This is a genomic window from Bifidobacterium sp. SKU, from assembly GCF_026016405.1.
Lineage (GTDB): Bacteria > Actinomycetota > Actinomycetes > Actinomycetales > Bifidobacteriaceae > Bifidobacterium > Bifidobacterium bifidum.
The window spans coordinates 226,684-248,839 of the sequence record NZ_CP092890.1; the positions used below are offsets into that span (position 1 = coordinate 226,684).

Here is a 22,156-nt window from a genome sequence, read left to right on the forward strand (position 1 = left end):
GAGGGGAGTTCCCATGGCGATTGATGTATATGGTGCAACATGGTGCGGCGACTGCCACCGTGCCAAGAACGCGCTCGACCGGTTCGGCGCCGCCTACACGTGGCACGACATCGAGCAGGAGGAGGGCGCGGCCGACCGTGCCGTTGAGATCAGCGGCCAAAAGCACATCCCAGTCGTGCTCTATGGCGACGGGTCGTTCCAGGTCGAGCCGTCCGTCGTGGACATCCAGAACAAGCTCAAGGAGCTTGGCCTGCTCGGGTGAGCGGTGAGTGGCTGCGGCGGTGGCGAACGATGGCGGGCGGCTGATGGCGAGGTGCGGTATCGGCTGTCCGCCATTGAACACGATGCATCAATTCGCGCCTTATGGTTGGCGCTTTTGCAAAGTGAGGACAGCATCGTTGCTTGATTTGCTGAAAGCGGGACAACAGGCAAGCCAAGTGCTCAATGATCCGCGACGCCCAGTCCAGAACGTGTCCGAATGGGCGAAGAAGGATCAATGCTGGACTGGACTAAAGCGATATCCGTCATGTTTGGATGCCGATCCGGTCGAACTTGCCGTGGAAAAACCGAAACATGCAAGTCGCAGAAGAACGTCCACATCCTCCAGCACATCCACGCCACGGCATGAAGCCATAAGCGAAAAGCAGCCGGCCGCTGATGAGAATCTTATTCATGATTGGAGGAATCTCACAACCGAATCCTACCGCCGCCTTTACGACTTCGCTCTCGGAAAGGCATTCCTAAGCCCCAAATCGGAAACCTCACTCACGGCTTTGATCAACGGACGTGATGATTCCATCAATGTGAATTCACTCAACCATCTCGTTTCCTTGTGCGTCAAGACCGGATTCCCCTTGAGCTCCCTGTCCTCTAGGAGCAGTGAAGTCCCTACTGATGAATCCGTGCCTTCATCGGCCGATGTCCATGAACCATCGTACAGGGAATTCCTTCTGTCGATCCCGGATAAAAAAACTGGGGCACCATAATTGACTGGGGTAGAAGCCACTATCTGATATACGATGACATGATGGCGAAGTTCGCGAAACTTAATCGAGGAGCCCCTCTTTCCGATGAGGAGGTCGATTCGCTATGGAAGCTACGTGAAAGGATGATTGGAAGCGGGTTCCCTAGGTCGGTGTTTGCACCGCACCTGTAATATTTGACGTGGCATGGCAATCTGACCTGTTAATCAGTTAGCATTATCTGCCATATTTTCCCGCTCTCCCAAATTCCGTGATACGCCACTTTCCGCTGTAGCCACGATTTCGGATCTACATCTTCGCAAGAACCATTCAAAAATATGAGCCTTCTGCTGTTTTCGTGGGTTGGAGGATGGGTGTTGGTAGGTGGATGGGTGGGCCGCTGCATCGGAGTTTGATCATGGCGATGAGGTCGTCGACGTGTCGGAAGCCGTAGGCCATGCGGATGGTGGCCTTGATCTTGTTGTTGAATGCCTCGGGCCTGGCGTTGGAGTGGCCGGGTCTGATGGTTTTGGGGATGTCGTCCTTGCGTCTGCGGGTCTCCCTGCATAGTTCGACGATCTCGGGGATGCGGCTGTGGGAGGCCCGGAAGATCCATCGTTCCAGCCCGGCCCCGGCTTGTCCGACGGGTTGGTGCGGGAGCGTCCTGGGGAGTTCCTTGAGTTGCCATGACCGGTAGGGCTGGCCCCTGGGATCCGTGTCCTGCCGTTCGGTGAGATCCTCCGGGTTCTTGGGCGCGGCGTATCTGACGCCGCGCATCGCCTCGGTCGCCGTCTTGTCGTTGCCGCGCCGGGCCTGGTTCCGCAACCGTTTGCGCACCTGGTCGGGCGCGTCGCTCATCCGGGAGACGATGTGGAACGAGTCCGGGACGCGCCCGGCGTTCGGCAGGTGCTCCTTCACGCTGGCGTCGATCCATTTGGCGCCGTCGCCGGTGACTGCCTTGATGGAGGCGCGCTGCTCGTCGGTCGGCTGTCGGAAGAACAGGCCGGGCACCTCCTTGCCGTATCCGTCGTGCGCCCAAGCGACCCGTCTGCGCTTGTGGTCGACGGCCACGGTGATGTGCGTGTGCCCCCTTCCTGCAGCCGGTCTCGTCCACGCCTATCGCGGTGGGACCGTCGAACATGCACGGCATCGAGGATTCCAAGCGGGCGGCGACCCTGCGCGCGATATGGCCGGCGGTCCTCCACGCGATGCGTGGGAATCCGCCCATGGTCTTCTGGCTGGCGACCGCCGCCGGCCACGCGCACTCCATCTCGAAACCACTGGTGAGCCGGCTGTCCGGCTCCGCCCACGGCACTTGGGCGGCCGCCACGCCATGCGCCGCGCACGCCACGCGCGGCGCCAGGCCCATGAGCTCGATCCCATAGCAGCCGAAGTCCTGGTGGCGCCATCGCCGTTCGCCGCCACCCCTCCCATATAACAGGCCCGTCCGCTATGAACCGCAAGATGAGGTCCACAGCGGACGGGCCTGTTCGTTCATATGGTCGGCGGTCATGGACATGCCCCATGCCTACTCCGGCAACGAGGCCGGAACCGGCGGTACCGCCACGACACGGCAACTCGACCGGTATAGGGACGGTCCATAACAAGTTCATACGGTTCATCGCACATTGAACATCAGTTGAACGACGAATGATATTTGATGCGCGCACCATGAACAGTGCCTGAATCAGCCATCGTCTCCGAAAAGCGGCGGATAGCCTTGTAAAGGCCATGATGCGTAGGCGCATTGCAACGGCACATTCGCATCGTCGTTGAAATAGGAGAGTGCTAGGGAGAGCCTGGTCATGCATATAGGAAAGATACGCAATATCATCAAACCAGCGGTGGCGTGCATAGCGCTTGCCGTGTTCGCCGCGCCGGGTACGGTAGTCTCCGCCGCGGCGCTTGAACGTGAAGGTGCCCCATTGGATGTGGTGGCCGATTGGAAATTCCAGCAGGCGCATTCCACCGGTTCCATCGACGGTGGTGACCTGGTCATCAAGGATATGTCGGGCAACGGCAACGATCTGCACATGCAGACCTACGGGAAAAATGATTACAAGCTCAGCGACTATGTCAACTGGTCGTCGAATTCGATGAACGGTGACGGTGGTGGAAGCCTGAAGCTCAACGGCGACAGCGATCTGGCGCATAAGAAGGATCATCCCGAGCAGCGAGATCCCAAGGGCGCGGATTTCATCACCGCGAGCGGCGCTCCCATCAACAAAGAGCAATTTGCCAACGGATACACCATGGAGTTCGTGTACTACCTTCCCGATGACTTCAACGCCGGTACCGATTCGTGGATGGGGCTTGCGGCCAGGCAATCCACAAACAGCAACATGGATGAACACGAGATGGGGTCGATGAGCCTGTCGATCTCCAATTGCAAGGAAACCCAGTTCAAGGCCGCCAACAAGGACAATGAGTCGACCATGAACACCGATGATCCCAACAACGGCGTCACCAGCTGGGGCGTCACCATGGATCACGGTGGCGTTTGGTATCACATCGCCGTCGTATCCGATGGCACGAACGTGGTGACATACACCAACGGTGCCAAAGCATTCCGCAATATCAACAAGAACGGCAATGGCCTGTATGCCGATCCGACCGATGGTCGCTTCCGCATCGGCTCGTCGTATTACAACGACACTTTCGACACCAGCCAATACAACAAGGACGACTTTGACAAGTTCCTGCGTGGCAACCTGCAGGAGGTGAGATTCTCCCGCGGTGCGCTGGCACAGGGCAACTGGATCGTGCCCAACCCGACCGAGTATCTCAAGGATTACGGTACCAACGATCGTTTCGTGCTGGACAACCCCAGCGTACATACGATGGCTTTCTTGCCGGACACGCAGAATGCCATCCGTTGGGTGCCCACGGTGATGGACCGAGCCATCGACCAGTTCGATTCGGAAGATTCCAGTCTTAATCTGACCAACATCGTGTCCCTCGGTGACGTGGTGGATAACTGGGACAGTGACGCGCAATGGCAGGCATCGTCCAAGGTGTTCGGGCGTATGCAGAAAGTGGGCGTCCCCTTCCTGGAGCAGCCGGGCAATCATGATTACAATGGAGGCAGGCATGGCTACGGAGTGCCCAGCTTGCGCAAGGCGGACAATTACCTGAAACACTTCGGACCCGACTCCGATTTCGGCAAGTATCAGAAAGAACACGGTTTTGCATACTCGCCCGATGGCCTGTCCTCATACCATCTGGTAGACAACGGCTCCTACAAGTATCTGGTGATGAACATCGACATGGGCGCGGTGGTCAGCAACTCGTCCTCGGCAAGCAATGACGATATGCGATGGTTCGAGCAGGTGCTCAAAGACCACCCGAACAACCCGACTGTGGTGGTGAGCCACGATATCTTCAAGTGCTCCGATTCACGTCCGAATGAAATCTCCCTCGATGACGATTCCGGATACAACGGTGAAGCCGGTGACGATGAAGGTGCCGGCTCGAAAATCTGGAACATCGTGAAACGGTACAACCAGGTATTCATGATGTACTCCGGTCACAATCACGGATCCGGACAAATGACCCTGACCAATGACGCCGGCAATCCGGTGCTGGGGCTGTTGTCCGACTATCAGTTCGCGTATAACGGCGGCAATGCGTTCTTCCAGTACGTCGGCATGGATGAAGCGAACAACAAGATCACCATGCGTACGTATTCGCCATACTCGGCATCGCTGCCCGCGGCCGAGCGTTCGTTCTTCGATGTCAACTCCCTGACCGGTGTCGGCAACACCTATGACGGATCGTTCGATTTCGCCAAACGATTCGCCGGTTACGAACATTCCTCCGGTTATGACACGCAGCAGTCGGTGATCTCCTTGGTGCGCGGCATCGGTGCGTTGAATGGTCAGACGCCGGCGAGCGAAGTACGGCAACTATATACTGCTCTGGCCGCATTGCCGGATAATGTGAAAGCGCAATTCGGTGATCCGTCGGATAGTGGCTCTCTGGCAGGCAGACTCGCCGCCGCATACAATGCCGCGTTCCCCAAGCCGGAACAGCCCGACACCAAGCCCGGTGCCGGCAATCAGACTGGAAGCCAAGGTGGGCATCAGGGTGGACAGTCCGGAAGCCAACAAGGGCAGAAGGGCGATGGCCATGGCAAGGGGCAGACGAATGCCGGCCCGGAGGCAATGGCCTCCACTGGTGCCGATGTGGCCCCGATCGTCGTTATCGCGATGATGACGATCTTGTTGGCCGGCGTGCTTGTGCTCGTGAAGCGTAAGCATCACCTTTCGCACTAACCGATTACCGGTGTGCAACCTGTCGACGAGCGAGCAGCCAATAGCTGGGCCTGATATAGAACCCGCGGTACTGGTTGCTCGCTCGTCGAATCAAGGAAAACCGAAGCACGCTTCGCGCCAATGCCGAAGACGCCGATGGCTTGCCGTGTCGCCACCTGCGCATTGGCGTCATGATTGTCGTGATCGTGGCCTACGTGATGTTCGGCCCGTTTCGCGGCGACATCGTTCTGGTCTTTGGCGCGTCGGCGATCTTCTACGTTTCCGGTACGTTCGCGTTTCCGGTACGTTCATCATGATGACGGTCATCCTTTCCCTGACCGGTCCCATCGAGCACGGTCAGGAAGAGCGGCAAGCCATCGAGGTCGGAACCGGCGGTGTGTCACCTGTCGGTCAGGAGCCTCCATCAACTAGTATCAGCTAGTATCCGATATGAAGCCGTGGCCTCATTGCCAATCGCCAAGGGAGGAAACCGTGCGCGCGCGACGTGACTTTGCATGGCCGAAACTGCTGACCGCGGACGGACGCGGCATCGCCTTCGGCGGCGACTACAATCCCGACCAATGGCCGGAGGACGTCTGGGACGACGACATCCGCCTGATGACTCAGGCCGGTGTCAACACCGTGGCCCTTGCCATCTTCAGCTGGGACCGCCTCCAACCCACCGAAGACCATTGGGATTTCGGCTGGCTCGATCGCATCATCGACAAGCTCGGCAAGGCTGGCATCGCGGTTGATTTGGCATCCGCGACGGCGACCGCACCCCTGTGGCTCTACGAAAACCATCCCGAAGTCCTTCCGCGAGACAAGTACGGTCATCCGGTCAACGCCGGTTCTCGCCAGTCCTGGAGCCCGACCAGCCCGGTGTTCAAGGAATACGCGCTAACTCTATGCCGCAAACTCGCCGAACGCTACGGCGCCAACCCATATGTGACGGCATGGCATATGGGAAACGAGTATGGGTGGAACAATCGCGACGACTACTCCGACAATGCGCTCGAAGCCTTCCGCGCATGGTGCCGCCGCAAGTACGGCACCATCGACGCACTCAACCAGGCGTGGGGCACCACGTTCTGGGGACAGGAGATGACCGGTTTCGACGAAGCGTTCATCCCGCGGTTCATGGGTGCCGATTCCATGGTCAACCCCGGCCAGAAGCTTGATTTTGAACGGTTCGGCAATGACATGCTGCTCGACTTCTACAAAACCGAACGTGACGCGATCGCCGAAATCTGCCCCGACAGACCCTTCACCACGAACTTCATGATCTCCACCGACCAGTGCTGTATGGACTACGCCGCGTGGGCGGAGGAAGTGGACTTCGTATCGAACGACCACTACTTCCACGAAGGCGAATCCCATCTCGACGAGCTGGCCTGCTCCGACGCGCTCGTGGATTCGCTGGCGCTCGGCAAACCGTGGTACGTCATGGAACATTCCACCTCAGCGGTGCAGTGGAAACCGCTGAACACCCGCAAATGTAAAGGGGAAACGGTGCGCGACTCCCTGGCCCACGTGGCCATGGGCGCAGACGCCATCAACTTCTTCCAGTGGCGCGCATCCGCGTTCGGCGCCGAAGCGTTCCATTCCGCCATGGTCCCGCACGCCGGCGAGGACACGAAACTGTTCCGTCAGGTGTGCGAATTGGGCGCGACGTTGCGGGCGCTCGCCGACGCCGGTGTTCAAGGCAGCGGATTGGCGGCATCGGACACGGCGATCCTCTTCAGCGCCGAATCGGAGTGGGCCACCCGATCCGAGACATTGCCGAGCATGAAACTCAGCCATTGGCATGATGTGCGTGACTGGTACCGTGCGTTCCTGAACGCTGGTGCACGCGCCGACATCGTGCCGCTCGCCTACGACTGGAGTTCCTATAAGACCATCGTGCTGCCGACCGTACTGATACTGAGCGATGCCGATACGCGGCGGTTGGCCGGTTTCGTACAGGCCGGAGGCCGTGTGGTGGTCGATTACGCGACCGGTCTGCTCGACGAGCGCTTCCACACGTGGCTCGGCGGGTATCCCGGTGCGGGCGATGGGCTGTTGCGCTCGATGCTGGGCGTTCGTGGTGAGGAATTCAACATTCTCGGTGCTGGGGCGGAAGGCGAGCCGAACGAGATTCGGCTGACGGGCACCGGGGATTCATCCACGATGGACGGTGCCGTGACCCGCCTGTGGCAGAACGACGTGACCGTCGCCGGACCGCATGTGCAGGTGCTTGCCACATATGCCGGCGAAGAAGCGGATGAGTGGGAGCTTGATGGCACGGCCGCGCTCACCCGCAACGCATACGGCGCGGGGGAGGCGTATTTCCTCGGCTGTGATCTGGGCGTGAGCGACCTGACGCGATTCGTGAGCGGCTGGCTTGCTGTGCAGCCGCAATCCTCCCGTCAGCCGCAAGTCAACAGTCAGTCGCAATCCAGCCGTCAGCCGCAAGTCGTCGGCGCGACCCCTGATGTTCTGCACACCGTGCGTCAATCCGACGACGCCATATTCGACTTCTATCTGACACGTGGCAGATCGGATGTCGAACTGCGTGGCATCGCCGGGGAGCCGATCGTCCTGTTCCGGGCGGAACGGGGCAGTGACGGCGGTGCGTATACGGTGCATCGCAATGGCGTTCTCGTGGTGAAACGCCCGAACCCGTCGCTGTAGTCAATTGCGGCGAAACAAGGGAATGGGCGCGCGGACGGTTTTGGGAAACGGTCCGCCCCCCCCCTACAGAGATTCCGGTGGCGACTGGCTGTTTCCGGCTCTATTTCAACGTTTTTGGACTGCCGATTAAGTGCCTGGCCGCTTAAGTCGCCGCTCCTTCGGCGTGCCGCGACGGGCCGAAACGGATAGTTGGTGTAGCAGGGCAGCCTGAGGTTGTGTCTTGCTGGTTTGGGAAAATGATGGGGAAGGAATTTGGCCGATACTCTGGTGCAGCGAGGAGTGGGCCGGGGAGGGGGTCCTCCCCGGTGTTGTTATGCGGCGTTGGCGAGGAAGATGTGCTTGTGGTGATACTCGATGAACTCATGCGAAGGTTGGCTGATTGCCGGCAATGAGATCTCATGTCCATCGAAGTCATAGAGCCATCTGTCGTTGATGTCGGAGTGCCGCACCTTGTCATGGTTGACCATGATGCGGTAGTCGTCATCGATGGAGATGAGGCCTTGGTCGAAGGCCCGATCATGGAAGGCGTTGAGCAACAGCCCATTCGATGCGGCGGTTTTCTCGTTGGGCGTCGATGCCTTCCAAGGTTTGATGTGACTGGCGATCAGTAGTTTGGGAATCTGCATGCCGGTTATGCAGCATGTGCCGTGGTAGTTCTGCAATAGTGAGTTGCGGAAATAGGATTGGTTGACCCGCTGAAGCATGGTTATTGGTCGTTCCTCTTTGGTGGGTGCGTGTTCGTCGATGAGCAGGGCTGTTGCTGTTTCGAGCGGCGAATGACGGTCGGGGGCCAGAGGGGCGGGGGTGAAGTTGCTTGCGTTCGCTTGCAGGAGTGCGCGTCGCAGCACATCCAGGCACTGCTTCATGAATGCATCGGGGTCTTCGGCATACCATTGCCAGACTTGGGAATCGAGTTTACTGCCATGCTTCATACCCACGCGACCGCAGGCCTTGCGGTTGGCATCGTAGGCTGCGATGTTCCAGATCTTCAATGCCACTGAGCTGGGAGTGCGGTGCAGGAATGATGCAAGACGCTGCACGTCAAGCCCTTTGTCATCGCATTCTCGCGGTTCGAGCACGATATACAAGGCGAACGCCATCATCGTCTCTTCTCGTGACCAATTACGGCGAGGTGCTGATGAGCTGACGTTTATTGCCATGAAATCCAGGATAGTTCGGAATGGCTGATCTGATTGATTGATTTGTATACGTATCTATCAGAGGCTAGTTTCTTTGCCGTCCAATCCGTTTTCTCTGAACTCAGGAATCTTTCTCGGAATTCAGAGAAAGACTGTATAATTCAGAGAAAGATTCAGAGAAATGCAATAGGTGGTGAACGGCGAATGGCGCATGAGTACGGCAAAGAGACGCTGTCCAAGGAATTCAAAAGTGATCTCAAGGGCTTGCCTGATTCCGAATTGGTGGAAGCCGTTGTGGCTTTGGCCAACACGGATGGCGGATGTGTGTACCTAGGCGTTGAGGATGACGGCACGCCGACCGGTGTCAAACAAAAGCACCAAGACCCTATTGGCATGGCCGCGATGATTGCCAACAGGACCGTACCGCCGATATCGGTTCGCTCAGAATTGGTTGGTGATGATATCAAGGTTGTCCAAGTCGAAGTGCCTAAGTCTCAGAGCGTGGTGTCAACCAAGTCTGGGAAAATCCTTCGCCGCATGATGAAGATGGATGGTACGCCAGAAAGTGTGCCCATGTATCCGTATGAGATTGCCACCCGTCTTTCGGATCTGGGCAGACTTGACTATTCCGCTCAGCCGGTGACGGAGTCCACCCGGGATGATCTCGATCCATTGGAGCGTGACCGCCTGCGCAAAATCATCGCTTCCTATCAATCCAGTGACCGGAATCTTTTGGAGCTTTCGGATGCGGACTTGGAGAAATCGCTGCGCCTTGTTGTGTCGGTCAATGGTGAGCTGACGCCGACTTTGGCAGGGTTGCTGCTTATCGGCAACGAAGAAGCGCTGCAGAGGCTTGTGCCGACGAATGAGGCGGCTTTTCAGGTTCTTGTGGGTACCGACATCAAGGTGAATCAGACCTACCGTGGCCCGTTGCTCAAAACCATAGAACAGATAGCCGAGTCGTTCAAGCCCTGGAATCCAGGCACGGAGCTGACCGTGGGTCTGTTTTCTTCGGTGGTTCCCGAATTTGACGAAAGGGCTTTCCGAGAGGCTTTGGTCAACGCATTCGGCCACAGGGACTATTCGCTTCTTGGTCGTGTGCGGGTATTGGTGGATGATGCCGGCTTAACCATTGCTAATCCCGGTGGATTCGTGGAAGGTATCAACGTCCATAACTTGCTTACTGCGGAGCCGCGTGGCCGCAATCCATGCCTGATGGATGCGTTGAAGAGAACCGGTCTCGCCGAACGTACGGGGCGCGGCATCGACCGTATATTCGAGGGTGCTTTGAACTATGGCCGTCCTCTGCCTGATTATTCGAGGTCCAACAGGCGTGGAGTGTCGGTGCTGTTGCCTCGTAGTGTGCCCGACAAGGCGTTTGTGGAACTGCTGGCCGAGGAACGTGAGCGCAGCGGCAAGTCCATGTCTCTCGATGGTCTGCTTATTTTGGACAAGCTCAAGAGTGAACGTCGTTGTGGCTTTGATGTGTTGTCGGGCTCTCTGGACATGAGTGACCAGCGTCTGCGCACCGTACTGGGGCAGCTGACGGAGGCGGGGCTTGTTGAAAGCGCTGGCGTTGGAGCTCGCCGCACGTATATGTTGGGTGCGAAAGTGTATCGGCGCAGCGGTAGGGCGATGGAATACGTTCGCCAATCAGACATCGATAGGGTGCGGTATCCCGAACTGATCATCAAGTTAATGCATGAACAGAAATCAGTGAGCAAAAACGATGTGATGGAATTGCTGCATCTTGAGGAGAATCAGGCGTACTATCAATTGCGAAAACTAGTCCTTGAAGGACGCGCTAAGAAGGTCGGCAGTGGGCGCAACGTGCGGTATGCGGCAGTACGTTGAATGAGATACGCAGATCATTCTTGAACGGTTTTCTCTGAATTCCGAGATTTATCTCTGAATTCAGAGAAAGAATATCGGAATTCAGAGAAAACTAGTGTGCGATGTGGCTATTCCGCTTCAGGAATTATGTACGATTCGAACGTGGCCTGTATCTGCGATGCCGTCAGCCGCTTTATCGGTATGCTCCCTATGCGGGGCTTGATGTGGTTCCCGTAGCTGTTCCCATAGCGCGTCCTTGTGCTGTCGGCGATGTTCCAGATAGTTCACGTCATGCTCCCTTGCGTGATGATTCACATGATTCGCGTCTTCATGGTAGCGTCTCCCGCCGGCGCATGAGTGACTGGTCACGCTGTCAGTGGAATCTCCCTGACGGATATCCCGCCTATGCGGGATATCCACGCCGGCGTACGGAGATTCGCATGTTCGGGCGTACGATGGACCCGGTTTTTTGCAGGATGCGGCCAACGCCTTGGATGGGCATGGGCCTGCAACCATCGTGAGCCGCCACGGGCGTTCGGCGATCGCCGGGCGGCGGATCGAGAAGGATCGGGCGATCGGGGCCGCCCGCCATCCGAAACCATCGTCGGCGTCGCTTCAGCGGGGCATGCCGACAGTTCGCGTTTTCCGGCAAAGGGTCGGCCGGCGCTTTCCTCATTGAAGTTCGACGGGTCATGGTCCCGCCGTGAGGGTTGGACCGGTAATCGGGTGATGCCGAACGTCCCGACGGGACGGCGGCCGTGTCATCAAAGCGACCGCACGAACTCTCCGCCCGGAAGCGGACGGCGCTGATTTTGGATGACCCATCGGCCGTGGCATTCCCGGGCCCGGAACATGCCATGGGGTTTGCGGATCCCGGGCGACGCCGCATGGCCTTCCCTTTCCCGCGCCACGGGCGGCGGCATGGTTCATGGCGCCGACGGTGGGTCCGTCCGCACGCGGAGCGCTTCCATGCCTCGCTGACGGATGGTGGCGATCCCCCCCCCACGGAGAGGAGTATTGTTTCATTTGTAGATAACATTGTTACACAGTAGGAGAACATTGATATGCAATCTGAACGTTCGTTGATTCCCACCCCCATGCCGGTCCGGAGACACGCACGGTCCGGGAACAGGGGGCTGGCCCTCACCGCCCTGTGTCTGGCGGTGCTGCTGGTCGTGATGGACAACACCATCGTCAACGTCGCGATTCCCACGATGAGCGACGCGTTGAACGCCTCGTCCACGGACCTGCAGTGGGTGGTGGACGCCTACACGCTGTCCTTCGCGGCGCTGCTCCTGCCCGCCGGCAAACTCAGCGACCGATGGGGAAGAAGACGGATGCTGCTCGTCGGATTGGCGGGATTCGCCGTGGTCTCCGCAGCTACGGCCTTCTCCTGGGCCCTGTGGCAGCTGGTGACGCTGCGCGTGGTGTTGGGGGTCTGCGCCGCGCTGATCTATCCGGCGACGCTGTCGTCAATCATCGTCATCTTCGAAGGCTCCAGGTACCGTAGCCTGGCCGTTGGCCTGTGGGCGGCGACATCAGGGGTCGGCATCGCCCTGGGCCCGATCATCGGCGGCGTCCTGCTGGAGCACTATGCGTGGAATTCCATTTTCTGGGTGTGCTCCGTCATCGGCGTGGTGGCGCTGGCCTGCATCGCGGTGGCGGTGCCCGAGGTACGGGCGTACCGTTCCGAGAGGTTCGATTTCCCCGGCACCGTGTTATCGGTGGCCGGCGTGGGCCTGCTGGTGTGGGCGATCATCGAACGCCCGACTTACGGCTGGCTCTCCTGGCAGGTCATAGGCGGCATCTGCGCGGCCCTGATCATACTTGCGGTGTTCGCGGCGGTCGAGGGGCATACGCACGCCCCGCTCATCGATGTCGGCCTGTTCCGAAGGGCCACGTTCACGAGCAGCACCTGCGCGATCTGCGTCGCGTTCTTCTGCCTGTTCGGCTTCATCTTCATCACCACCCAATGGTTCCAGGCATTGCGTGGATACACCGCATTGCAGACGGCGGTCGCGACGCTGCCCTTCGCGGTGGTCATGGCGGCGGTCGCCCCGCTCGCCACGCAATTGGCGAAACGTTTCGGATACCGGTCGGTTGTCTCGACGGGACTGCTGTTCCTGTCGGCGAGCATGTTCGTGGTCACGCGTGTCGACGCCCATTGCAGCTACTGGTTCGTGGTCGTACCCACCATGGCCCTGATGGCGGCCGGCATCGCCCTGATCCAAGGGCCCGCCACGGACGCCCTGATGAGCACCGTTCCGGAAAGCTCGACCGGCGCCGCATCGGCCGTCAACGACACGATCCGTGAGATCGGCGGCACGCTGGGCGTCGCCGTCATGGGGTCCGCGATCTCCTCCGTCTACCCCGACGAGCTCTCGGACTCGTTGTCCGGACTGCAGATCCCGTCTTCCATCGCGAAAGCCGCGGAGGATTCGGTGATGGCCGCGAAATCGATCCTTCCGCACCTGCCGGCAGGCATCCGACAGACCGTGGAGCAGTCCGTCTCGACCAGTTTCATGAGCGCCACGCATGCGGCATGCTGGATCGCCTGCGCCCTCGCATTGGCGTTCGCGCTGCTCTGCTGGATCACACTTCCCAAACACGATTCAGGCAATCTCCCCCAATAGAAAGGAACATCCATCATGAAAGACGACGGACGGATCCCACGGATCAAGGACACGGATATGACGGACCGTCTCCTGACGGCCGGCGCGATAGCGGAGGACACACGCAACCCCATCGGTGACATCGCGGCATGCTTCCCCGGTCACGGCAGCCAGAGCGTCGGCATGTTCCACGGCTGCCTGTCCGGCTTCCCCGAAGCCCGGCAGGTCATCGCCCGCGCCGGCCAGCGTTCCCCGACATGTCTTGGCTCGGTGGCAATCTCAATGCGGTGGGACCAGCCATCACACCCATCGAGGCGCGGTCCAAGAGCGTGGCTGGACCTTCGACCCCACCCATCATGGGACGGTGCAGGGACCTATGGGCCGGATGGCGTTTTTCATCCGTAACGGCGGGATGATGCGGAGAAGCATATGAGGACTATTCGGAAAATGACAAAAAGCCAGCGGACGCCCACCACCGAGATCAGGGGCCTCATACTCGACGCCTCGAAACGAATCATCGAAGAGGACGGCTATGACGCCTTCACCATCCGGCTTCTCTCGGAAAAGGCGGATGTGTCCCCCGCGAGCATCTACCGGCATATCGGCGACAAGCAGGCCGTCATCGACGCTCTCATCGACGACAGTTTCCAGACGTTACGGGAGAAGCTCCTGCGCGTCACCACCGAGGATCCCCTGCAAAGACTCTACGATGCGGGAGTCGTATACCGCGGGCACGCCAAGGCGTCGCCCGGCATCTACGCCCTGTTGTGGCGATGGCATGCGGGCGAGGCTTCGGAGGCATGCCTCGCCGCCATGACCGAGCTGGTGCGCTACGGGCAGGCCGCGGGAAAGATCCGGAGGGATGACCCGCACCTCATCGCATGGTCCATATGGTCCGCCGTGCACGGATTCGTCCAATTCGAGACACGACCCGAACATGATACGCCCGTCGACGATGACGATGCGGCCTATTCCTTTCTGCTCCGGCTGCTCATTCGAGGGGTCCGCACCCCTCAGACGGTCTCCGAGGGAACGGCGACCATCGCGGATACCAGCCGATCGTAGAATCGCCATTGGCCGCGCAACGCCACATCCCGTCTCACAGCGGCGAACGTTCCATCCGCCTTCAGGCTCACGGATACCTTACGGAAGTCCCCCGTCCCGTCCAATGCGGACAACGCCTTCGAGGCGGCCTCCTTCGCGCAGAAGGCCGCCCTACGTTCCACCGAGGAGACCATACGCAATGATGCGAGCTCTTCGGAAGAGAACACGAACCGCATGATCCCGTCGGACAATCCGTCCGAATCGTCCACGTCCACTCCCACGGCACGGATTCTTTCCGCCGACGCCACGGCGGCGACGCACAGCGACGGACAATGCGACAGCGATCCCACGATGCCGGACGGCCAGAGCGGTTCACCATCCGAACCTTTGAGTATGGGCCCGTCATGGCCGATACGTCGTAAGGCCTCGTGGGCCAAAAGACGCGTCTCCGTGAATTCCCTTCTTCGTTTGGCCGTGGCGTTCCCGACCAAGGCCCGCTCACCGTCGAACAATCGCACGCGGCGCGTCCCCTTCCCCGAGATCAGCACCTCGCAGCCGGAGGCGAGCAGCGGCCCGAACAGGCGAGCCCGTCGCATCATGAGGTCTGCGCACATCATGGAGACTCTATCTACCGAAACCCACAAACCCAGCAACAGCAAGGCTTTCTACCAATTCCCAGAATGAGTGTACCACTCTGTTCGCCGCTCAAAGCCCGCCAGAAGGAAATTTGCGCTTTTCCATACCTTCACGCCGACAAGAGGTGTCACGATTACCTATATCTCCCATACTTTCTATGTCTTCTTGTGTAGGAAAATGTAAAAGTGTAAAAACACCGTCGGAATCGACGGAGACGTTCTCATATGACACGCCGATCGATCATCGAATGTCATGAGTGGCTCCCTTCAGACATAGAGTGGTACACCGATTTGGCCTACCGGATGCACCACGTAACGTGCCACCGATATCGTCGGGCCGAACACCCTCTGAAGACACTACAAGGAAACTATTCCGACAGTCCAAGCCGTTCGGAATCGTTGAAAGGAAACTGTTTTCGGCAAAAGAAAAGGGCTTTCGAATTTCTTCGAAAGCCCTGCTAGCGGAGGATACGAGATTCGAACTCGTGAGGCTGTTACACCAACACGCTTTCCAAGCGTGCGCCATAGACCACTAGGCGAATCCTCCATTGCGCTGTTTGCCGCGGCCTTTTGGCCTCAACAGACAACTCAAACAGAATACCACAGACTCGCGGACAAGCAAAACCGTCGCGTGTTGTGCGTGTGTCGCGCTTGGCGGCTCGCGCGTCCGGGATCCCTCTGGCGCTCCGATGCCCGAATTCAGTAGTTGTTCGAGCCGGCACCCTCGAAGCGCACGTTGAAGCCGCGCTCGTAGTGCAGGAACATGTCGGCGCCGTAGCGGTCCGCGTCGCGGTGGGTGAACAGCATGCGGATGGCAAATGCGGTCTGCGCGTCGTGCGGCAGGGCGCGGAACGCCTTGTGGGCGTTCCATCCCGTCTCGGTGATCGCCTGGTCGGGCACGTAGGCGTACCCGTAGCCGTCCTCGTTCACGTATCCCATGAACGGCAGATCCCAGACATTGTGCTCGGTCAGTTCCTTCTTGTAGTCTTCGACCCCGGCGAGGTCCTTGTTGCTGATGCCGTACTTCTTCGCGACGATGTTCACTTCGGCGGTCTTTGCGGCCGGGGCCTTGGAGAACATGTCGGTGTCCGCGATAATGAGATTGTCTTCTGCCATGATGAGTTCCTTTCGCGCGTCACCTTATGTGATATTGAACATTTGATATAACATATTCGCTATCACGATATGTGCTGTATCTCGATGTAACGGTTCCTTTCCATAGTACTGTCATCTGTTGCATGGATATTGTAAAATGCTGGATTTTCAAGTATTTATCCGATTGTTCACGTAATTGTTCGCTTGTGCTGAGATATGGGAGAATCTGATAAATTCAGCGCAAAAACGAACATGAATTATGTTCTATTTATGTTGAAGAGATGGTTCGTGGAGGGGATGAGACCCATGGCTCGACCGACTCATGCCGGCGAGGGATGAATACGCCGGCTTGCGCCGCCGATGGAAAATTATTCTGCCGTGAGGCGCGTGGAGTCACGTAGGGCGCTGGCGCGCTGGAAACGCGACCGGCAACCTGGGCGAGGAATCGTTCATCACCACAGACCTCGGCGACGAGACGTCAAAAGCCGAGGCCGTGGAATACGGCAAGCAACTGCGCGAGCAGTTCTACCAGTCCATCTTCAGCGACAACGGCCTTGATCTGAACATGGCCCGCTACAACGTCGGCGGCGGTAGCGCGTCCGACGCGGCCTACGGATATCCGTTCATGCGCCAGGGCGCGGCTGTGCCCGGCACCTGGAAGGACGACCCGACCGGCTTCGGCACGTACGGCGACGACGTCACCACCAAGCAGGCTGACAAGGACAAGTTGGCCGACGCGTTCGACCCGAAGGCCGGTGCGGCCGCTTCCGATGAGGAGGACGGCGATCTGACCGACAAGATCCTGGTCGAAGGTTCGGCGAACACCGAGAAGGACGGCGAATACACGCTGACGTATTCGGTGACCGACTCCGAAGGTGCGTCATACACGGTCAAGCGTGTCGTGACCGTCAAGGAGAAGTCAGAGCCGACCGAACTGACGAAGCCGACCGAACTGACGAAGCCGACTGAGCCGACGAAACCCGGCGACACGGTGAAGCCGAACAAGCCGGATGCCGGCAACAAGCAGCCCGGCCTGTCGAAGACCGGCGCCTCTGTGAGCGGCGTGTTCGGCGCGTTCGCGGCACTGCTCGCGGTCGGTGCCGGCGCGGCGCTTGTCGCCCGCCGTCGGCGCGAGCCCCGGCGCTGAATCAGCGGATCGGCATATGATGCCGATGCCGATGCGGTCGGTCGGTCACCTATTCGGTGGCCGGCCGACTTCTTGTTGACTGCCGGGGCCTCACGCGGGAGGTGAAGTCCACCCATCCCGCCAAAGTCCCATTTGAGTGTCTTCGGATGGGACTTTCGCCGGAACAAGTCGAAAGGAACCGGGGCCGGGACTCATGGGCTGGCGCATTGCCAGTCGGCCCTGTGTTCGTGTCGCGTGGGATGATGGTGGCATGGTGACATCGAACGTTGTGGAGTTTGCGGGGAAAGCGCGCATGCCGCGCCTCGGCATGGGAACGATGGCGCTCTCTATCGAGGGACGCCCGGACCGGGCGACGGCCATCGGCACGATCCATGCCGCGCTTGACGCCGGAGTGCGTTATCTCGACACCGCATGGTCGTATTATCTGCCAAGCGAACCGGGGCCTGACGGTACAGGCGTGCCGCGTGATTTCGGGTACGGCGAGATGCTGGTGCATGCGGCGCTCGCCAGCTGGAGCGGTCCGCGCGATGAGGTTCTGGTCGCCACGAAGACTGGTTATCGCCGAACGCTGGAAGTGACGAACCGCGACGCGGAAGATCCTCAGCAATCCCCGGGCGACGGCGCGAGCGCATCCGCATCCGAGCGACAGCACCTGCAGGCGGCCGGCAGCCGGTACGGGTGGATGGCCGACTCGCGCCCGGAGACGATGATTCGTGACGCGAAGGAGTCCGCTCTCCGCCTCGGCGTCGACGCGCTCGATCTGTTGTATTCGCATGGCCCTGACCCCGCGGTTCCGTATGAGGATACGGTCGGCGCGCTGAAAACCTTGCTGGATGAGGGCGTGATTCGGTTCGCCGGCATCTCGCGCGTGGACAATGCGCAGATTGACACCGCCCGTGGGATTCTCGGCGACCGTCTGATTGCGGTGCAGAACCAGTTCTCGCCATCGCATCCCGACCCCGAGCATACGATGGGTCACTGTGCCGATCTCGGTCTTGATTTTGTGTGCTGGTCGCCGCTCGGCGGGTTCCTGGACGCATTCGACAGTCATGCGTATGATCCGTTCCGCACGGTCGCAGCGGCCCGCGGCGTCTCGTACCAGCGTGTGGTGCTCGCGTGGGAGCTGACCAGATATGACCGTCTGTTCACCATTCCCAGTGCTCGCAACCCGCATGAGGTCCAGGACTCGTTCGCCGCAGTCAATCTCACGCTCGCCCCTGAGGAGCTGGCTTTACTGCCGTGAATCAACGCCATGAGTCACCGTCATAAATACGGAACAGGCTCGTCGTCAAACGAGCCTGAGATACATGCTGGTGGTTCCGGGAATCGGTTGAAAACCGAAATGCGCATAGAACGCGCGTGCTTTATCGTCGTAAGGTTCCACAATGAGCGCACGTGACCCTAGTGCGCCGCTGACAGATCGTGCTCGCAGTACCGAATATGCACTCAGCGTGTAGAATCCCGCCGGTTCACCTGACGCAGTGAATGACACGTACGCGACGGCCGTCCCATGCTGGGCCGATGACAGTGCGCGTTGTGCGGCCCACTTGTCGATGAACGGTACTCCACAAGAGAACTTCCCCATTCTCTCTTCCGGGCCGAGCTTGCGCGGACGTTGGAAATGATGGATCATGCCCACTGCGGATCCATCTCCATGAGTTTTTCGGCTGCTGGCGGAACCGGCTGATCTAATGCCTGTATGAAATCTTCGAATGCCTGTGATTCCAGATGCAGGACAGTTGCTTCTTCTATATCCTTACGGGCTGATTCCAGGAGATGGCGAGCGGTCCATTGCGTGAGCGTGCTGCCGGTCAGCTCGGCGGCACGCTCGATGAGCTGCCGTTGCGCATCCGTCAGTCGAATGTCAAGCCGGGATGTTTTCTGTTTCGATATCGTTTGCTTCGTTAGTGTCGCCATAGAATTGTTGTACGGAAAAATGCGTGCAGATCAACTTTAGTAGCAGGGGGTAATCGCGGACATATAATCACATACTGTAAATTGTTTACGGTGTGAGATAATATTACAGATGTTTGCACGATGTATATGCCGCTGGAATGTATTGGCGGTACTCCGCGGAGCGCGGTAGTGCGGCAATGGTCGAATCGGAAGGCGGTGCGAAATGGGTTTTGAGCGGGAGGCGCTCAGCGAACTGTACGCCAGCGTGTGGGGCAACCGTTCCAAGATGCAGAAGGAGTTCGCGCGCGGCGCGCATGGCGAGCCATTCATTCTGCACGAGCTCGCACTGCGCGGCACCATGACGCCGTCGCAGCTCGCCAGTTCGCTGAAGGCCAGCTCCGGCCGCATCTCCACAGTGCTTGCCGCTCTGGAGAAAAAAGGGTTGATCACCCGAGACATCGACCCGGACGACCGCCGCATCATCCGCGTGAACCTTACGGATGCCGGGCGAGAGCGGTCCAAGTGCGACTTGGAGGAGATGCGTTCGGCAATCTGTTGGATCTTCTCGCAGATGGGGGAGCGGCGCACGCGCGAGTTCGTTGATCTGCTGTCGGAGTTCTCGACATACATGGCCATCTGCCATCCCGGCGCTCCGCGCCCGACCCCCGATGAGGTGCGGGCCGCGTTCGCCGAGCGTGACAGGCGTGTCGCCGATCATATGCGGACCGAGCGCGCGAAGGCCGGCGAGGAGTAGCTTCTTCCGCCGGATGCGGATGACGTGGGGGACGGCGTGCGTGCCGTGTCTCTCGTGCGCAGCCAGCGCAAAGCGCGCCATTCACAGCGAATACACAGAATAATGCGTAATATCTTACACTGTAAGTAATCTAACAACAGAAACTAATTCGAGCATCGGATATCGATGCCGCGGCAAATAACGTAACCAATCACCAACAAAACACAAGGGGAAAGCCAATGCTTCGCATCCTGAAATACCTCTCCAAAGCGGAGATCGGTCAGATGCTCATCGCCCTGGTGACCATCGTCGGGCAGGTCTTCTTCGACCTCAAACTGCCCGATTACATGTCAGACATCACCACGCTCGTCGAGATGCCGGGCAGCGCGATGAGCGACATCTGGATCGCCGGCGGCAAGATGCTGCTCATCTCCCTCGGCTCCGTCGCCTGTGCCATCGTCACCGGCTACATCTCCGCACGCGTCGGCTCGTCATTCACCCAGCGCCTGCGCTCGCTCGAATTCCGCAAGGTCGAATCCTATGGCCCCGCCGAAATGAGCAAATTCTCCGCCGCGAGCCTCATCACCCGCTCCACCAACGACATCACGCAGATCCAGATGTTCATCACCATCGGCCTGCAGCTCATCGTCAAGTCGCCGATCATGGCCGTATGGGCCATATGCAAGATCGCCGGCGAAGGTTTCGAATGGACTCTCGCCACCGGCATCGCCGTCGTCATCCTGCTCGTCGCCGTCGTCATCATGATGGCCATGGTCATGCCCAAGTTCAAGGCCATGCAGAAGCTCACCGACAACATCAACCTCGTGGCCCGCGAAAACCTCACCGGCCTGCGCGTCGTGCGCGCCTACAACGCCGAGGACTACCAGGAGGCCAAGTTCACCAAGGCCAACAAGGACCTCACCGACACGCAGCTGTTCACCAACCGCGTCATGGCGTTCATGATGCCGCTGATGAACACCGTCCTGAACGGCCTGATGCTCGCCGTCTACTGGATCGGCGCCTATCTGATCGACGCCGCCGGCCTGACGGACAAGCTCAACGTGTTCTCCAACATGGTCGTCTTCTCCAACTACTCCGTGCAGGTCATCATGAGCTTCCTGCTGATGAGCATGGTGTTCGTGCTCTGGCCGCGCGCCGATGTGTCCGCGCAGCGCGTGCTCGAAGTGCTCGACACCGATCCGATCGTCAAAACCGGCACCAAGACCGCCGCCGACGTGGCGCGTCTGGGCGGCGGGAAAACCGGCACCGTCGAGTTCCGCAACGTGAGCTTCACCTACCCCGGCTCACGCGAGGCGACGCTCGAAGGCATCGACTTCACCGCCGAAAAGGGCCAGACCGTCGCGTTCATCGGCTCCACCGGCTCCGGCAAGTCCAGCCTCATCAACCTCGTGCCGCGCTTCTACGACGTGTCGGCCGGGCAGGTGCTCGTCGACGGTGTGGACGTGCGCGAATACGATCTGAAAGCCCTTCGCGACAAGATCGGATACGTGCCGCAGCAGTCCGTGCTGTTCAAGGGCACGGTCGCATCCAACGTGAGCTACGGCGACGACGTGAACGGGGCAAGCTCCGCGGACGTCGAAATGGCCGACACCTACACTCCGGCCGGCCGCAAACGCGAAGCCGAATTCATCGCCGCGGGCAAGAGAGCGGAAGGCGCCGCAATGCCGGCTGAACAGATGAACCGGGTCAAGGCGGCGGCCGGCGTCGCTCAGGCCACCGAGTTCGTCGAGCGCATGGACGGCACATACACCGCCCCGATCGCACAAGGCGGGTCCAACGTCTCCGGCGGCCAGAAGCAGCGCCTGTCAATCGCGCGCGCCGTCTACCGCCACCCCGAAATCCTGATCTTCGACGACTCGTTCTCCGCGCTCGACTTCAAGACCGACCGCGAAGTTCGCGACGCACTCGCCAAAGAGGCCAAGGGATCCACCAAGCTCATCGTCGCCCAGCGCATCGGCACGATCATGAACGCCGACCGCATCATCGTGCTCGATGACGGCAAGGTCGTCGGTCAAGGCACCCATCAGGAACTGCTCGACGCCTGCGATGTCTACCGTCAGATCGCCGAATCCCAGCTCAGTCAGTCGGAACTGACCGCGTGAGATCAATACGG

Annotated in this window: 19 protein-coding genes, 1 tRNA gene and 1 pseudogene; 14 read left to right on the forward strand and 7 right to left on the reverse strand. The window is 59.4% G+C overall.

Annotation, left to right across the window (positions count from 1 at the left end):
- The first annotated feature begins 13 nt into the window (after positions 1–13).
- Complete coding sequence (locus MMB49_RS01080; RefSeq protein ID WP_003818132.1) at positions 14–262, forward strand: mycoredoxin; 249 nt, start codon at positions 14–16, stop codon at positions 260–262.
- Positions 263–269: 7 nt separating this feature from the next.
- Positions 270–986 (forward strand): hypothetical protein, encoded by a 717-nt coding sequence (locus tag MMB49_RS01085; RefSeq protein WP_133239690.1) that lies wholly within the window; start codon positions 270–272, stop codon positions 984–986.
- Between the two features lie 306 nt (positions 987–1,292).
- Here the strand turns inward: MMB49_RS01085 and MMB49_RS01090 are convergent, their stop codons facing one another.
- Positions 1,293–2,033 carry a transposase gene (locus tag MMB49_RS01090; RefSeq protein WP_047271388.1) on the reverse strand — a complete coding sequence of 247 codons (741 nt, stop codon included), beginning with the start codon at positions 2,031–2,033 and terminating at the stop codon, positions 1,293–1,295.
- Positions 2,034–2,101: 68 nt separating this feature from the next.
- Here MMB49_RS01090 and MMB49_RS01095 point away from each other — a divergent pair, with 68 nt between their 5' ends.
- The 4 genes from MMB49_RS01095 to MMB49_RS01110 all read left to right on the forward strand — a co-directional run bounded on the left by MMB49_RS01095 (position 2,102) and on the right by MMB49_RS01110 (position 7,888).
- A complete protein-coding gene (locus MMB49_RS01095) occupies positions 2,102–2,347 on the forward strand; it encodes a hypothetical protein (RefSeq protein ID WP_047271390.1) in 246 nt (81 codons plus the stop codon).
- Positions 2,348–2,767: 420 nt separating this feature from the next.
- Entirely contained in the window at positions 2,768–5,236 is a 2,469-nt protein-coding gene (locus MMB49_RS01100) for a LamG-like jellyroll fold domain-containing protein (RefSeq protein ID WP_047271392.1), read from the forward strand.
- 74 nt (positions 5,237–5,310) lie between these two features.
- Positions 5,311–5,532, forward strand: coding sequence for a hypothetical protein (locus MMB49_RS01105; protein ID WP_003811552.1), 222 nt, complete (start codon positions 5,311–5,313; stop codon positions 5,530–5,532).
- 175 nt (positions 5,533–5,707) lie between these two features.
- On the forward strand, positions 5,708–7,888 hold the full coding sequence (locus MMB49_RS01110; protein WP_081111233.1) for a beta-galactosidase: 2,181 nt from the start codon (positions 5,708–5,710) through the stop codon (positions 7,886–7,888).
- Positions 7,889–8,199: 311 nt separating this feature from the next.
- Here MMB49_RS01110 and MMB49_RS01115 read toward each other — a convergent pair whose 3' ends face one another.
- A complete protein-coding gene (locus tag MMB49_RS01115; RefSeq protein WP_081111232.1) occupies positions 8,200–8,991 on the reverse strand; it encodes an HNH endonuclease in 792 nt (263 codons plus the stop codon).
- 240 nt (positions 8,992–9,231) lie between these two features.
- Here MMB49_RS01115 and MMB49_RS01120 point away from each other — a divergent pair, with 240 nt between their 5' ends.
- Positions 9,232–10,881, forward strand: a complete 1,650-nt coding sequence (locus tag MMB49_RS01120; protein WP_047271396.1) for an ATP-binding protein — start codon at positions 9,232–9,234, stop codon at positions 10,879–10,881.
- 107 nt (positions 10,882–10,988) lie between these two features.
- On the opposite strand, the gene MMB49_RS09590 is transcribed toward MMB49_RS01120, so the two are convergent.
- A complete protein-coding gene (locus tag MMB49_RS09590; RefSeq protein WP_080545186.1) occupies positions 10,989–11,141 on the reverse strand; it encodes a hypothetical protein in 153 nt (50 codons plus the stop codon).
- A 783-nt stretch (positions 11,142–11,924) separates the two neighbouring features.
- On the opposite strand from MMB49_RS09590, the gene MMB49_RS01125 reads away from it, so the two are divergent.
- Together MMB49_RS01125 and MMB49_RS01130 are read left to right on the forward strand one after the other, a co-directional pair.
- The gene (locus MMB49_RS01125) at positions 11,925–13,493 is read left to right on the forward strand and encodes an MFS transporter (RefSeq protein WP_003818147.1); all 1,569 of its coding nucleotides are present in this window, start codon (positions 11,925–11,927) and stop codon (positions 13,491–13,493) included.
- A 408-nt stretch (positions 13,494–13,901) separates the two neighbouring features.
- Positions 13,902–14,537 carry a TetR/AcrR family transcriptional regulator gene (locus MMB49_RS01130; RefSeq protein ID WP_029414587.1) on the forward strand — a complete coding sequence of 212 codons (636 nt, stop codon included), beginning with the start codon at positions 13,902–13,904 and terminating at the stop codon, positions 14,535–14,537.
- On the opposite strand, the gene MMB49_RS01135 is transcribed toward MMB49_RS01130, so the two are convergent.
- The 3 genes from MMB49_RS01135 to MMB49_RS01145 all read right to left on the reverse strand — a co-directional run bounded on the left by MMB49_RS01135 (position 14,486) and on the right by MMB49_RS01145 (position 16,267).
- Positions 14,486–15,133 (reverse strand): 4'-phosphopantetheinyl transferase family protein, encoded by a 648-nt coding sequence (locus MMB49_RS01135; protein WP_047271398.1) that lies wholly within the window; start codon positions 15,131–15,133, stop codon positions 14,486–14,488. The two genes, MMB49_RS01130 and MMB49_RS01135, sit on opposite strands and share 52 nt — an antisense overlap.
- 480 nt (positions 15,134–15,613) lie before the next feature.
- A tRNA-Ser gene (locus MMB49_RS01140) sits at positions 15,614–15,698 on the reverse strand.
- Positions 15,699–15,850: 152 nt separating this feature from the next.
- Positions 15,851–16,267, reverse strand: a complete 417-nt coding sequence (locus tag MMB49_RS01145; RefSeq protein WP_047271400.1) for a hypothetical protein — start codon at positions 16,265–16,267, stop codon at positions 15,851–15,853.
- Positions 16,268–16,652: 385 nt separating this feature from the next.
- On the opposite strand from MMB49_RS01145, the pseudogene MMB49_RS09480 reads away from it, so the two are divergent.
- From MMB49_RS09480 to MMB49_RS01155, 3 genes and pseudogenes are all read left to right on the forward strand, one after another.
- Positions 16,653–16,994 (forward strand): annotated as a pseudogene (locus MMB49_RS09480) (hypothetical protein); the annotation flags it as partial.
- Positions 16,974–17,393: an immunoglobulin-like domain-containing protein gene (locus tag MMB49_RS09485; protein WP_279264934.1), complete on the forward strand. Its 420-nt coding sequence runs from the start codon at positions 16,974–16,976 to the stop codon at positions 17,391–17,393. The pseudogene MMB49_RS09480 and the gene MMB49_RS09485, both read left to right, overlap by 21 nt.
- Positions 17,394–17,643: 250 nt before the next feature.
- Positions 17,644–18,636, forward strand: coding sequence for an aldo/keto reductase (locus tag MMB49_RS01155; protein WP_047271402.1), 993 nt, complete (start codon positions 17,644–17,646; stop codon positions 18,634–18,636).
- Between the two features lie 386 nt (positions 18,637–19,022).
- Here MMB49_RS01155 and MMB49_RS01160 read toward each other — a convergent pair whose 3' ends face one another.
- Positions 19,023–19,310, reverse strand: a complete 288-nt coding sequence (locus MMB49_RS01160; RefSeq protein WP_047271404.1) for a DUF1778 domain-containing protein — start codon at positions 19,308–19,310, stop codon at positions 19,023–19,025.
- A gap of 202 nt (positions 19,311–19,512) precedes the next feature.
- On the opposite strand from MMB49_RS01160, the gene MMB49_RS01165 reads away from it, so the two are divergent.
- Both MMB49_RS01165 and MMB49_RS01170 read left to right on the forward strand, forming a co-directional pair.
- Positions 19,513–20,043, forward strand: a complete 531-nt coding sequence (locus tag MMB49_RS01165) for a MarR family winged helix-turn-helix transcriptional regulator (protein WP_003811587.1) — start codon at positions 19,513–19,515, stop codon at positions 20,041–20,043.
- 218 nt (positions 20,044–20,261) lie between these two features.
- Complete coding sequence (locus MMB49_RS01170) at positions 20,262–22,145, forward strand: ABC transporter ATP-binding protein (protein ID WP_047271406.1); 1,884 nt, start codon at positions 20,262–20,264, stop codon at positions 22,143–22,145.
- Positions 22,146–22,156: the final 11 nt, after the last annotated feature.